Raw genomic sequence first — 12,909 nt, 5'->3', positions numbered from 1 at the left:
CGCGAAACCACGCCGCACGAGCCCGGGCGCGCTTCAGGACGGCGGTAACCCGGCCAAGGCCAGGGTGCTCTCAACTGAAGGGGAGAGGGCACAATGGACGAGATCGAGAACGAGACCGAGAAGAAGGGCCCGCTCCCGCCCGACCCGAAGACGGGCGTCATCCAGATGACGGACTTCATGTATCGGATGCTTGAGAGCTCGAATCTCTCTCGCGACGTCGAGAATAAGTTCAAGCACGCCAAGGTCGTCTGGGCGATCTGGGGTCCGGTCGACTATCCGGAGGCCTACAAGGACGGCGACGACGTCCCGGTCTACGCGCGCGTGATCCGTGGCCGAGATCTCGACCCTGAGACGGCCACGGCCAAGGGCTTCGGTGTTATGCGCGTCGGCGAAGAGGACGAGGCCTTCATCGCCCAGGAGGAAATGGGCGACAAGATGGAGTACGCCAACAACGGCACATGCTACCCAGATGACGACCACGTTCCGGCGCATTGGATGCGGTGGCTGGAGGAGTGCATCATCGAGGAAGCCGAGGACCGGAAGCACAGGATGCGCGGCTACCCCTCCAGCAGCTAGCTCTGCAGGGCCGCCGTCCCCTCCCGAACGGCGGCCTCGACGATGGCGCCCAGGCCGTCCGCCTCGGCCCCGTGCGGGCGGACCTCGTTCAGCAGGACGGGCTCCCCGCCGCGGCGGACGACGACCGTCGACCGGTCCGGGCCGACCATCACCCGCACGGTGACCTCGACGACCGCACCGGCGCCGGGGCCGTCCTGCGAGGGGTAGAGGGGCGCGTCAGGCGGCATCCTCGACCTCGCCGTCCTCGCCCTCGGCGCCGTCCGGCTTGGGCTTCGACGTCTTCGGCTTGCGGGCCTCCGTCATGGCGGCCCGCAAAGCCCCCGCCGGCGGAAGGAGGGGGGTCGCGGCCGCCGCGGCCTGCTCGACGAGCTCGATCCACGGGTCGATGTACCGGGCCTTCTTCTTGAGGCGGCGGGCGCGGGAATAGGCGCTCTCCGTGACGTCGTCCGTCTCGATCCCCTCGTTGTGGTCGAGGATCATCTTCGTCTCGATGAACTCGATGTCCAGCAGTTCCTGGGCGTGTGTCGTGTAGCCCCGGCGGAAGTCGTGTGGGCTCGCCTCGACGCCGGGCATGATGCGGACGTTGTGGTTCAGCACCGACACGTTGATGTGCGTGACGACGTCGCCGGCCTTCTGCGGGCGCACGCCCGGGAAAAGCCACTTCGAATCGTCGTTCCGCATCAGCATGCGCTCGACCACGGCGCGGGCGGCCCCGTTCAGGGGAAGGTCGTGCGTCCGCCGCTTGACGCCCCGCTTACGCGCGGTCTTCCGAAACGCGGGCGGGATGCGCCAGACCAGCATGTCGCCCTCGACGACGAAGTCCTTGCGCCGGGCCTTCACGACGGTCCGGCGCCGCTGGGCCGTCATGACGAGGAGCTCGATGGCGGCCGCCACGACCGTGTGCATGACGCCGGCGCGGCAGATGGCGAGGACGCGCCCGAGCTCCTCGACCGTAGGGACGTAAGAACCCTGCTCGTCGTCGTCCTCCTCCTCGTCGCCGGCTTCGACGCGCGACCGGTCGGGAGCCTTGAGCCCCTTCATCACGCCCGGCCCGACGCCGCTGCTCAGCTTCTGCGCGCTGCCCGCCATCCAGGTCCACATCGGGCGGATGCAATCCGCCAGCTTCTCGGCCCGGCGCTCCCGGCCGCTCTTGTGCGTCTCGGCGATGACCTCGGCGAGCCTCTCGATTGTGATGAGGAAGACCTTCGTGTCGTCGAATCGCGCGAGCTCGGGCGCGTGGAGGATTATGCGGTAGTCGTTCCACGTGTCCTCGCGCTTCGTGCGTTTGACCTCGTCGAGGTATCGCTCGCGGGCCTGGGCGAAGGTCCAGTGCTTGTCCCGGTCGAGCTTGTCGATGAGCTCCTTCAGCGTCTCCTTCTTCGGCTCCGGCGGGGGAGGGGCAGGGATGATGCGCATCCGGACGAGCTCGGCCCGGACCCATTCGTCGTCGACGAGGCTGCGCACGTCCCGGACCTGCCTCATCGCCTCGCTGGCGAGCGAGCGGGCCTGCGTGAGCGTGAGCAGGTCGATGTCGCCTAGCGTCAGGCGGATGGTCCGACCGGCGACCTCGGTCCGCCACGCCCACTTGGCGCCGCGGCGCCCGACGCGCAGCACGAGGCCGCTCTTGCCGTCGTTCAGGTCGTACGCGGCCTTGCCGGCCGGGAGGCCCTTCTTGGCCAGCTTTACGTCGGGCTCGGTGATGCTCGTGGCCACGGAACGCCTCGCGAACTCGGACGGGTCTCGGACGGGATTTTCTCGCCGGCGTAAACCCTGGCCGCAAGACGGCTTTTGGCGGTTTGGTGAACGTTGCCGTGGAAGCTAAGGGCGGTTAGCTTCCTCAACGCCCTGTGGCGCCTCGCTTTTCCGGGCGACCGTTCCCCTTGTGGAAAAGCGGTCCGGAGGCCCCCGTCCGAAATAGCGCTCAGGAATCATAATCCTTGTGTCGGGGGTTCAAATCCCTCCCTCGCTACCAAGAATTTCGCCCGCCTAGTCAATGACTTGGCGGGCTTTTCGTTGTCTGAAACGCGTTCCGTGAGGCTTGCAACACGTTGCAACACGCATTCTGATTTTACAAAGGGTTACGATCGCGGCCGATGTGTTGCTGGCTGTTCCGTGCAACACGGAAGCAACACGCTTCGCGGCTGATGTGCCTTTGGATTGGTGCCCGTTACGTGCCGGAAAACGGTGCTACCAGAGCGCTCAGACGGTCTTCCAGGCCCCGGCGCCAAGCACTGTCGGCGCGGGTGTCTCAGGCTCAGAGCGCAGCGTTGGCTGCCTTCGCCTTACAAAGTGTGCCCCTGGAGCGAAAAGGCCCCACCCAGGAGCTACCTGAGCAGGGCCTTTCGTACTGCATCTCTCGGCCGCCCGGCCGACAACCACGTCCTGAAAGGAACAAAGCGCTCCGCGGTAGCGCTTCCGTGATCGATAGAAGAGTGATGTAGCACCAAAGCAGCCCCGTGTGCAATTGTTCCGCTTGGCATAGAGATGCGCGACTGTAACCGAACACCATAGACTTGCAGGCCTCGGTTCGGCTGAGCCCCATGACGTGGAAAGGCCGGCCCGCCCTCCGGAGGGACAGACGGCAAGCTTCGCTCACGTGCGACCGGCGCTGCAGCTCAGGCGGCAGCGGCGAGGCTGGCGCGGGCCTCGATCGCGAGGGTGGCGAAACGGACGTAGCGGTACAGCATGCCGCCCGTGCTGCCCTCGGGATCGAACACGAGGCCGCGCAGCCCGGCGGCGTCGCCGGCAGCGACGAGGGCCTGAGCCTGGGCGAGCCAAGTGCGGCCGCTCACGTGGGTCGGCTTCGAGAAATCCGGGGCCTGGGGCAGTTCGCCTCGGACGGCAGCGGCGAGCGCTTCCGCCCAGCGCGGGCCGAAGCCCTTGGCGTCCGCCGCGGCGAGCATGGCCCGGCGCTTGGCCTCGATTTCCGGCTTCGCGGCGCGGGGCACCTACGGGGCCAGCTCAGCGGCGGCAGGGGCGGCGGCGTGCGCTGCGGCAGCCTTGTGAGCGCTCAGGGCAGCCGTAAGGTCGGCCGTGGTCACTTCGCGCTTCGGGGCGGCGGGCAGCACGGGCTCAGCCTGGGCCGGGGCCGGCTCAGCGGCAATAGGCGCCCAGGTCCAGCCGGCCTCGCTCTGGGTCAGCGTGAAGTGCTCGCCCGGCTGGGTCTCAGCGCCCAGCGCCTTGCGGGCGGCGCGGATGCAGTTGTTCTTCGCGCCGTAGGCCTTCGGCGCCGTGTTCTCGGTGCCGTCCCGGTTCAGGCTGTAGCGGGCGCACAGGGCCTGGATGCCGGCCTCGATATCGGCCGCCGGGTCGCGGCCGAGCTGCACGGCGAAGCGGGCGTTGCTGTGGGCCTCATGGCCGCGCACGATGGCGGCCTTGTGCTCGCCCAGGTCCGCGAACTTCGCGGCGATCCGAAGGGCGCCCCGCCAATCCTGGGCGGCGGCAGCGCTCTTGAGGGAAGCGAGCTTGGTCTGCATTATGGAAACAACCGCTTGTCCGGAGTATTAACCGGCCTAAAATGGTCTCTCAATCTGCATGACTGATAGTCGACTGCAACTGCACCCTCACCAAATATTTCACGGCATCAAACGAGTGTATGGGCGTCCGCCGCGACGGGCTTCTCGCCCTTAGGTGAGCGAAACTGGTTGGTCGCAACTAGGGCTTCGAACTCTAGACTGAGGATGTTTGGGCGCAAGACTGCATCCTACGTGGAAGGACCACGAAAGCTCAGTGCGCGCTTTTCCCGCCGACGCCGCCCTGCTCGTCTTTGCGACAGGCGGGGCTGCGGCACAGCTTTAGAACGATCGTCGCCCGCCGCCTCACAGCTATCTCCGGCCGCCACCGGATGCTGATGAGGACGGGCAGCGGCCACATTGCCACGGCCCATAGTCGGGACGTGACTTACGACAACTGGCAACTGCTGGATGATGACAACGGCGGGCTGCCGCGCAAGGGTGTGCGTCTACAACCTAGGCAGCTGCCCGGCCGCCTCGCGTTCGAGCGCCCGGATGTTCGCTTTCTGCCCCGATGTGTTTCGCCCGTGGCAGCCGGTGCGAGGGCCTTTGGGCTATCGTCTCGGTGTCCTGAATGCGCCCCACATGCTCAGCCGCCCTACCCTGACTCGCGGCGTTTTCGTTGCGCTCATGCGCGTCGCCCTAGTGGCCTTGGCGGATGGCATGGCCCGGGCGCAGATCAAGTGAGCTGTCGGCGACCTCACCGCCGCTCAGCCCAGCTTTGTCATACGAATGGCCGAAGCGGTTGACTGCGCCGCCAAGAGCCGTTCGGGCGCTGGCTCCCGCCGGCCATCCTCATCCCTAACGCGGGCCGGCTACGGCCCCGGCAGGCACGCAGGCCAGCCAGATGGCGCCGAACGCCTGTCGTTCAGACCTTTGCAACAGCTCGGCTGATAGAGCTTTTATCTCTTCCAGCCATGTCTCCAATATCCTCGTACGACAAATTTAGCGCCTTATCTTGATGCAGTGCTCTGAATAAATTTCCCGGCTCCGTAAATAGAAGCTCCCTCCTCGAAGGATCTAATCTAGCACTATTCAATATAGCAAATTGTCTTATCGTGTCGATTAATTTATCTCCCGCTTTATCTTTCATGACGGCTGACCTTTTATATGTTCTCACAACAGCCTCAATCTCTGCACCTGTTGCGCCTTCAGTGAACCATGCAATTAATTTCAAATGTGATTGAGGAGCTGAGATTGGCTTCATGAAAGTCTCTGCTAGAATGACACGCGTTTCAAACTCTGGCTTTGGTATATGCAATTGAACTTCAAATCTTCTCCAAACAGCAGGATCCAGCAAATTTTGATGATTGGTTATTCCAATTGTTAGACCAATGTCTCTTCGCGTATCAAGGTTCTGCAATAGGGCATTCACGACGCGTTTTATTTCTCCAACCTCTTGAGGATCATCTCTCAACTTCGCTACAGCATCAAACTCATCTAAGAGAAGAACGCATCGATATCTGTTTGCGAAGGAAAATAAATTTCCGATATTTCGCGCGGTAGTTCCGAGGAAAGATGAGATCAATCCGTCTATGCGAACCAATACAACAGGCAGATTAAGTTTTGTTGCCATCCACATGGCTAGACGTGTTTTTCCAGTTCCCGGCGCGCCGTAAATCAAACAGCTACGGGATGGCTGCACACCAATTGCAGCCAGATTATCGAAGTTGTCCCATTCTTCTATAAGTGATCCAATTGCTTGATGAATTGGATTTTCGAATATTGGACCATCAGGACTAATTTCTTCCGGAAATATTAATTCAGCTAATGGAGCGGATGTTTCCCTGTCCACTGGAACGGGCGTATTGCGTGTGAGATTTTCGCCCGGCACTTGGGCTCTAGATGTTGTAATTCGGCTTGGAACCATCTCAACGCTTCGCTCCGCTGCTGTGAGCAGACTTGAAAGTGAAGCGGAAGCTTTTGAGTCACCCTCTTGGGCAACAGCATCCCGCAATCGTTCAACCTGCTTGCGAACGGCGGGAGTTGGCTGCGCGAGTGCCGCACGGCACAGCGCCTGGACAATTGGGAAGTGATCCATCGGGCTACCGTTGCGTTAGAACGTTAGGAGAACATCTCCTCACACATTTTTGTTGCGTTGTAAACGGCGATCGTTGCATGATATTCAGAATTTGTTGCGGTTGAGGCTCAGAAGCGACAGGGGGGCATGGTGGCCGGTCCGATCCAGATCATCCTGAACACCGAGGATTTCGAGCAGAAGAGAGATGTGGGCGGCGGCGGTCCCCGGCGAGACTTTTTCGCCCACCGGGACGCCGAGTTCCGCATCCATAAGCGTACGCTGATGTCGCAGCTGGCGACGTTGGGGGCGACCATCCGCAACCAGCCCCAGGGGCCCATCGGCGTTATCAAGGTCATCCTTCGGCGTGATGCATGGGCCAAAAGCCATCGCCCTTTCAGGGTCCTTTTCAAGCCCGAGCGTATCACCGTGGTCGGGGGTGGAGACCTCGGCGAGTTGTACTTCGAGGCCACCCCCCCGGTGCTTGAAGCGATCGCCCGTGATGTCGCTCGGGCGGAGGAGGAGACGCGCACCAAACGCGACGATAAGACCGGAAAGGATGTGCCGCACCCGACCTCGCTCAAGAGTGAAACCGGTGCCGTCGATCGCATCGAGCTATACGGCCCCGAAGACCGGCGCGACTTCTCGGTCGATGCGGCCGTATCCTGGCTGTCCAACCCGGTCACCGGCAGCAGTTATCAGGTAGAGCTGTTCGAGATACCCCCGCCCCACCACGAATGGGATGCTATGGGTGAAGCCCGGCAGCAGCTCTATAAGTCCTTCGTTGAGGGGCTTGCCGCCGTCGGCCAAGGCCTTTCCGTCCTCCGGCTCGATCGAGGGGAGCGCGAAGACCCTCAGATCGCCGTGAGAGTGTCACGGAGCGCTGCCCCTCCTACGATTCAGCTTATCGGCGTCCCGCAGGTCGAGCGTCGGCGGGGTAGAGAGTTGGCCCCCTTTGATGCCGATACAGGCCGCCACAGCCGCCTGCTATCGTTTCTCGACAAGCATCCCCTGGTACGCCGGGTCGAACTTCCGCCCATCATCACTAGAACCGCTGCAAGCGGTCGGTTGGGCCGAGAGGCCAGCAGCGGTTCCGCTCGCGTTAAGCCGGGCAGCGTCACCCTACCTATTCGTGACCACGGCCGCACTTACCCCCGGATAGGCATCATCGACGGCGGTGTGGGCGATGCGCTGGCCGATTGGGTTATCAGTCGTTGGAATATTCTTAGCGACGAGCACATCGACGCAGATCACGGCTCCTTCATTGGCGGCTTGGCTGTGGCGGGGAGCTTGATGAACACCCCTCAAGTCTGCCCAGAGCCTGATGGTACCGAAATTGCTGACTTGGCCGTCCTTCCGGATACGAACGCCAATGGCGCCTTCCCGAGCTATTACCCAGACGGCATTGAGCAATTTTTCGATGAAGTCGAATACGCAGTTGCTGATGCGTACGCTCAACACGGAGTTCGTGTGTTCAACATGAGCTTGAATGTGCAGATGCTGGCCACTCCGACGCGATACGGCTCTTATGCCAAGCAATTGGACGATATCGCGGCCCGTTACAACGCAGTTATTATCATCTCGGCAGGAAACATCGCTCCGCAGGACATGCGCCGTGAGTGGCCTGAGGATGAAACGCAGGCACTCGTCACGCTGGTCAATGCCCGAAACGATGGCGTCTTGATGCCAGCGGAGAGCACCCGGAATGTGTCGGTAGCAGCCCTAAACCCGCCTGGCCTACCGAACGTCGTTCCTTTCGCGCCTGCCCGCTACTCTCGTCGGGGGCCGGGGTTGCGAGCGGGCGTCAAACCGGATCTGGCTCACATCGGTGGTTCCGGTTCTCCTCAGGGCCAGCCGGGTCATGGCCTCTACTCCATCACGCCGGACGGCGCGGTCATCGACGGATGTGGGACGAGCTACGCAGCACCGCTCGTAGCCAAGACGGCGGCCATGCTTGAGCACAGCATTGAGGGGGAAGTCTCGCGCGAGACCCTGACAGGTCTGCTCCTGCATCATGCACGCATGCCAGACGTGCTGGCCAGCAAGCGGCTCGCAGCCGTTGCAAAGGATCTCGCTGGCTTCGGCGTCCCCCCCTCAGCCCAACAGATTCTCGAGGGCGGCGATCATCAGATCACCCTGGTCTTCGCCACCCGCATTCGCCCGGATCAAGAGATTTCGTTCCGGTTCGCTTGGCCTACGTCGCTCGTCAATCCAGACGGCAAGTGCCGTGGCGCTGCACGCCTAACGTTGATTTCGACGCCGCCGCTGGACCCTCGCTTCGGCTCAGAGTTCGTGCGCGTCAACATCGACGCGGCCTTGCAGCAGGAGGAGGTGGACGCGAATGGTATTCCGCACTGGCGGGGGAGACTTGATCCGGTCTACCTGCCCGGTGCAGCTGAGCGTCGCGCTATGGAGGCCGAGCGCATAGAGCATGGGCTCAAGTGGAGCCCAGTGAAGATGTTCTCCAAGACGATGCCGATTGGGGTCGGTCGATCCTCAAATTGGCGCCTGTTCGTTGAGTATCTGACACGGGCAGGCGAGCGGATGCCTACAGATGGCGTTCCATTCACTGCGCTCCTTACAATTTCTGACCCTAAAGGGGAGGCACCCGTCTTCAATGACATGCGTTTATCACTCAACGCGTTGGGAGCGCGCGTTGAAGATATCAGGACTGCTGCCCGTGTTGCGACCCGCACCTAAAACATCACGCTCGGTCCTCCCGCCGATTTGATCTCAAACCGGCAAGGGAAGCCATCCAACTTCACCAGCGGGTCGAGCCAGACATGCAATACGGCTCGGCAAACAGGAGGTTCAAAGCGACGAACGACTCCCTCACGCTGATCAAGACGGGCTGCCTCGGGGGGGCAAAGACCTGGCGCATGCAGGGCAGCCCGCCCTGGCGCTGCTCGAAAGCCGGCGTAGTAACCGTCGATCCCGTGCCGCTGGCCGCCTCGCAGCGGGCGCTGATCGGTCGGCTCGACCGTGAGCGATCGATGTGGCTCATGGGTGCTATAGACGCCTGCAATGCCCGCTTCGGCCGCGGCAGCGTGGTGCCGGCGCGGGCCGGCCTGGAACAGCAACGGCGGGGCTGGTCAACGAAGTTCGAGATGCGGACCCCGCGCTACACGATGCAGATCGGCGAGCTGCCGGTGGCGCAGGCATGATGCCCGAACGTTAAAGGGCGGCGCCCAGGGAGGGGCGAAGCCGCCCCTCCTTGATGCTGGGAGACAGCATGACGGCTCACCCGCCAGGGCGCGCCTTCGCGATCCGGACGCCTTTGCGCCGGCGATCGACCCGGAGCCCGACGACAGCCAGGCGCGGCGCCAGCGCATCCACCGCCGCGGCATCACGCTCTGTGAGCACGTGATGCCCGCCCAGGGCCAGAGGCTGCAGTACCGACACCGCTGAAGCTGGTATGGAAATGCCGCCGGCTGGGCCTATCAGGAGCAGCGCATCAGCATGCAATGACCACAAGCGTTTCGGAAGCGGCTTCAGCGACGGCAGGAGCATACTGCGCAGCTTGGCAGCTTCCGCGGCTAGGCGAGCCGCGTTCTCTGCCTGAGTGTGCTCGCGAGCGATCATCTTCGAACTGTGCTGCCCCGGCTGCATCTTCACGGCAACGTAAGGCGACCACATCCGAGGGTAGCCGCGGCGGTCAAACACAGGCTCCCCGTCCTCGTACAGAAGCTGCGTCTTTCCGGGCGGGATGCGGCCTTCGGCCTGCCACTGGACGTGGCGTGCATGCCAACCCTTATCGAGCGCGCGAGGCCCCTGTGCCGCCGGGTCCGCCTCAGGGGCGGCCCGGCTCGCGTCGTGCTGCAGCGTCATAGTGGCCCCTCAATGGAGACGCGCGAGCACGTCGGATAGCGCCGGCTCAGCTGCCAGTTCGGAAGGCTCACGGGTCAGCATCTCGACGAGCGCCGCCGCCGGCCGGTCAACCTCGTGCGGCAAAACCGAGAGGGCCGCCGTGCGCACCACAGTTCGATCTTCGCTCGTGGGGAGCTGCGCCATAAGGGCTGCGTTGACGACTGCCAGGGCGCGCACGGTGTCTGCGAGCATGCCAATGGCTTTGTCCTGAACTGCGACAGCCTGTTCGAGAGCGCTCACGCGGTCATCCATGGTGCTGCTCATTGTGATCCGTACCCTGGCGTCACGCCGTCCGAAAAGCTTCTGCTCGTCGTGCGCGCCCTCAGCGTGTCGCCCCCGCCCCCGCCGCCCGCTCTGCTCGCGCGGGCCGCGGCAGCCTCGGCTCGCGCGGCTAGGTCGATGATCTGCTGAAGCTGCTGGATCAGTGTGCCAGCGCCCGGCGCGCTGATCGGGATGTTGATCGAGAGCGCCGCGGCTTCCTGCGCCTTGGCCTTCACGCCATCGACTGCCGTTCCGAAGGCTTGAGCCCCCGAAGCGTCGAACTGCGGCGCGATCGTCTGCGAGCTAAGCGCCGTGAACTGCGCCTGGACGCCCGATATCAGGCGTTCCAGCTCTGCCTTGCGCTGTTCCAGCCCCATTCCGAGGCCCGGAGGTCCGAGGTCGGCCTGCGAAGCCATCTCCGACTTCAGGGCAGCCAGCTCAGCCTTGTAGCGCTGCAGGACTGCCGTAGCAGCGTTGATCTCCGGCGCGTTGGCCCCCGGGAAACCCGAAGCATCGGGTCTCGGCACCACAGCCTCGCCGGGCACGGATTTGAGCTTGGCTTGCAACGCGTCGATCGAAGCCTCGATCTGGGCTTTTTTGGCCTCCAGCCCGGCGGCGTCGGGGGAGAACGCCCCCTCGCCGGATGCCCTGAGGCCGGTGATCAGTTGCTCGACGCCCGCCAGCTCGGCCTTGAGATCGGCGACCGATTTCGTGGCCGCCTGCGCTGGAGCGGCGACCTTGCCGGAGAAGAAGTCTGCCCCCGGAAGCGTATCGGCTTGCGCGATCGCTGCGCCGAGGCCGTAGCCGCCCGGATCGGCCGCAAGCATGCCCCCGCCGAGGTAGGGCGTGGCGAAGTCCTTATTTTTGACCGCCGAGGCGGCGGTATCGCTTGCCAGGTAGCCGCCCAGGCCGAGTGCGCCCACCGATGTGCCGGCCAGCGTCCCCATTGCCGTGCTGGCGCCTGCGGACTTGAGTAGGGCTGAGCCGGTGAGCTGCCCCCACATCGCGAGCGCCGATGCCGATACGGCCCCGGTTCCCGAACCAATCCCGAGGAGCGTACCGCCCTGGACCACTCGATCCGGCAGGTTGGCGATCCCGTCACCGACCGCCGCGAGCCCATTCGCAATGCCCTGGATCATCGGCGCATTCTTCGTGCCGAGGTTCAGAACGACGGTCTCGTATGAGCCCTTGACGTTATCGAGAGAGCCGCCAAGGCCCTCCGTCATGTACATCGCCTTGTCACGCGCGAAAGTGGGCGTTGCGCTTATTTTCAGAAGCTCGTCCCGATCTTCCCTAAACTGATCAAGGTGCTGCGCCACCATACCGGCCTTGCCGCCGTGCTTGTCGGTGTAGAACTTATTGCGCAGCGCCGGCGTGAAGGTTTGGCTGGACAGGTGAGCATCCCACAGCCCTTCGATATCGGTACTCTCGACCGACATGCGGTGGAAGTCGCGGGCAAGCTTGGCGATCTTAACCGCGTCCTGTGCTTTGAGCTTGCCTTTGTTCGGGCCCTTGCCAACCTTGTCGAAGCTCTCACCCACCACGGATGAGACTTGCGTGATGAACTCGTCGTCTTTGGTGATGAGTTCGCCATTCCGGAACATCGCCGACAGGCGCGTCCTTTGGCTTTCATTGAATTTGACGCCGAACCGCCCCTTGCCGATCTTTTCGAACGCCTCGGCGCTCATTTGCTCCGGCATCTTTTGGAACTTCGTGCGGTCGATCCCAGCCGCAATCTCAGCCTCGCGCCCTTCCCGCGTTGGCGAGATGAGTTTCGATGTCAGAGCGCGCAGGAACACGCCGCTCTCGTCTCCCTTCAGGCCGGAGCGCCGCGCCGTCGAGAAGATAGAGAACGCAGTCGTGTCCTTCATCCCGGCCTGCGAGGCGATCGGCAGGCCGAATTTCATGAACTGCTGCGCGTCTTCATCGCTGGCGCCGCCGAGTTTGGCCGCCTTGACGATGAGGTTAGTTCCACGCTGCGCCTCGGCCACAGCCTTTTGCGGCGTTGAGATATCCTTGTTGGTGTTCTGCAGAAAGTTCCGGATGCCTTCTGAAGATTTCTCCATGCTCGACTTAAACAGAACGCCATAATACCGCGCGTTATCCACGATCGCGGCGCCAACTTCGGCTTTCATGGCCGGGTCTTTGAAAGGCAGCCCTTGCATCGTCGCAGTTTGCGCTTCGACGATATCCCGGTTCGAGAACTTGGTTTCCTGGCCGATGCGCTTGGCCTGGGGGATAAGCAGGCGCTGCTGATCTTCCTCGCTCACGTCCGTGACGGCATGCTGATAGCGCACAGCATAGTCGAAGTCGCCGGCCGCGTTGATGGCCTGGAGCCCGATTTCCTTACTCTTGTGGCCGAGGTAAAGGCCGGTTGTCGCCGCGATTGTGCCAGCTGCCTCCTTACGCTCGTCCGACCGCGCCGTGCGTGCGCGCTCTCGATCCGCCTCGGCCTCGGCACGAATGCGCGCCGCCTCACGCGCTGGCGCCCCCATGCCGTCGATAAGCCGCCGTGAGGCGTCGGCCTCACGGGTGCGGCGGACCTCGTTCCGCTCGATCTCGTCCAGCGTGCCCCGTCCCGGACTAGGGCCTGTCGTCGCGTGAACGGACTGCGAGATCTGGCGTTTTCTCGTTTTCCGGTGAGGAGGCGTGATGCTGTCAGACGCGCAGTGGGGT

General features: G+C 63.3%; 11 protein-coding genes. 3 read left to right on the top strand and 8 right to left on the bottom strand.

The features are described from left to right. Positions 1 to 93 precede the first annotated feature (93 nt). Positions 94 to 576 carry a hypothetical protein gene (locus ACPCJR_RS21470; protein WP_053608622.1) on the top strand — a complete coding sequence of 161 codons (483 nt, stop codon included), beginning with the start codon at positions 94 to 96 and terminating at the stop codon, positions 574 to 576. On the opposite strand, the gene ACPCJR_RS21465 is transcribed toward ACPCJR_RS21470, so the two are convergent. The 5 genes from ACPCJR_RS21465 to ACPCJR_RS21445 all read right to left on the bottom strand — a co-directional run bounded on the left by ACPCJR_RS21465 (position 573) and on the right by ACPCJR_RS21445 (position 6,129). Next, positions 573 to 803: a hypothetical protein gene (locus tag ACPCJR_RS21465; RefSeq protein ID WP_053608621.1), complete on the bottom strand. Its 231-nt coding sequence runs from the start codon at positions 801 to 803 to the stop codon at positions 573 to 575. The two genes, ACPCJR_RS21470 and ACPCJR_RS21465, sit on opposite strands and share 4 nt — an antisense overlap. Further along, positions 793 to 2,289 carry a tyrosine-type recombinase/integrase gene (locus tag ACPCJR_RS21460; RefSeq protein ID WP_053608620.1) on the bottom strand — a complete coding sequence of 499 codons (1,497 nt, stop codon included), beginning with the start codon at positions 2,287 to 2,289 and terminating at the stop codon, positions 793 to 795. Before ACPCJR_RS21460 ends, ACPCJR_RS21465 begins: the two co-directional genes overlap by 11 nt. A 902-nt stretch (positions 2,290 to 3,191) precedes the next feature. Beyond that, complete coding sequence (locus ACPCJR_RS21455) at positions 3,192 to 3,524, bottom strand: hypothetical protein (RefSeq protein WP_391514990.1); 333 nt, start codon at positions 3,522 to 3,524, stop codon at positions 3,192 to 3,194. Continuing rightward, positions 3,525 to 4,052, bottom strand: a complete 528-nt coding sequence (locus ACPCJR_RS21450; RefSeq protein ID WP_391514992.1) for a hypothetical protein — start codon at positions 4,050 to 4,052, stop codon at positions 3,525 to 3,527. It abuts the gene before it with no gap. Between the two features lie 904 nt (positions 4,053 to 4,956). Continuing rightward, positions 4,957 to 6,129: an AAA family ATPase gene (locus ACPCJR_RS21445; protein WP_391514994.1), complete on the bottom strand. Its 1,173-nt coding sequence runs from the start codon at positions 6,127 to 6,129 to the stop codon at positions 4,957 to 4,959. Positions 6,130 to 6,255: 126 nt separating this feature from the next. Here ACPCJR_RS21445 and ACPCJR_RS21440 point away from each other — a divergent pair, with 126 nt between their 5' ends. After that, entirely contained in the window at positions 6,256 to 8,805 is a 2,550-nt protein-coding gene (locus ACPCJR_RS21440; protein WP_391514996.1) for a S8 family peptidase, read from the top strand. An 83-nt stretch (positions 8,806 to 8,888) separates the two neighbouring features. Next, on the top strand, positions 8,889 to 9,269 hold the full coding sequence (locus tag ACPCJR_RS21435; protein WP_391514998.1) for a DUF4113 domain-containing protein: 381 nt from the start codon (positions 8,889 to 8,891) through the stop codon (positions 9,267 to 9,269). 76 nt (positions 9,270 to 9,345) lie between these two features. Here ACPCJR_RS21435 and ACPCJR_RS21430 read toward each other — a convergent pair whose 3' ends face one another. From ACPCJR_RS21430 to ACPCJR_RS21420, 3 genes are all read right to left on the bottom strand, one after another. Beyond that, positions 9,346 to 9,933 (bottom strand): hypothetical protein, encoded by a 588-nt coding sequence (locus ACPCJR_RS21430; RefSeq protein WP_391514999.1) that lies wholly within the window; start codon positions 9,931 to 9,933, stop codon positions 9,346 to 9,348. 9 nt (positions 9,934 to 9,942) lie between these two features. Beyond that, positions 9,943 to 10,236: a hypothetical protein gene (locus tag ACPCJR_RS21425; protein WP_391515001.1), complete on the bottom strand. Its 294-nt coding sequence runs from the start codon at positions 10,234 to 10,236 to the stop codon at positions 9,943 to 9,945. Next, a partial coding sequence (locus ACPCJR_RS21420; protein WP_391515003.1) for a phage tail tape measure protein occupies positions 10,233 to 12,909 on the bottom strand: 2,677 nt, incomplete at its 5' end. The genes ACPCJR_RS21420 and ACPCJR_RS21425, both read right to left, overlap by 4 nt.

Source organism: Methylobacterium sp. NPDC097929 (assembly GCF_049543375.1).
Taxonomy (GTDB): domain Bacteria; phylum Pseudomonadota; class Alphaproteobacteria; order Rhizobiales; family Beijerinckiaceae; genus Methylobacterium.
This window is presented reverse-complemented; position numbering and strand designations above follow the sequence as displayed.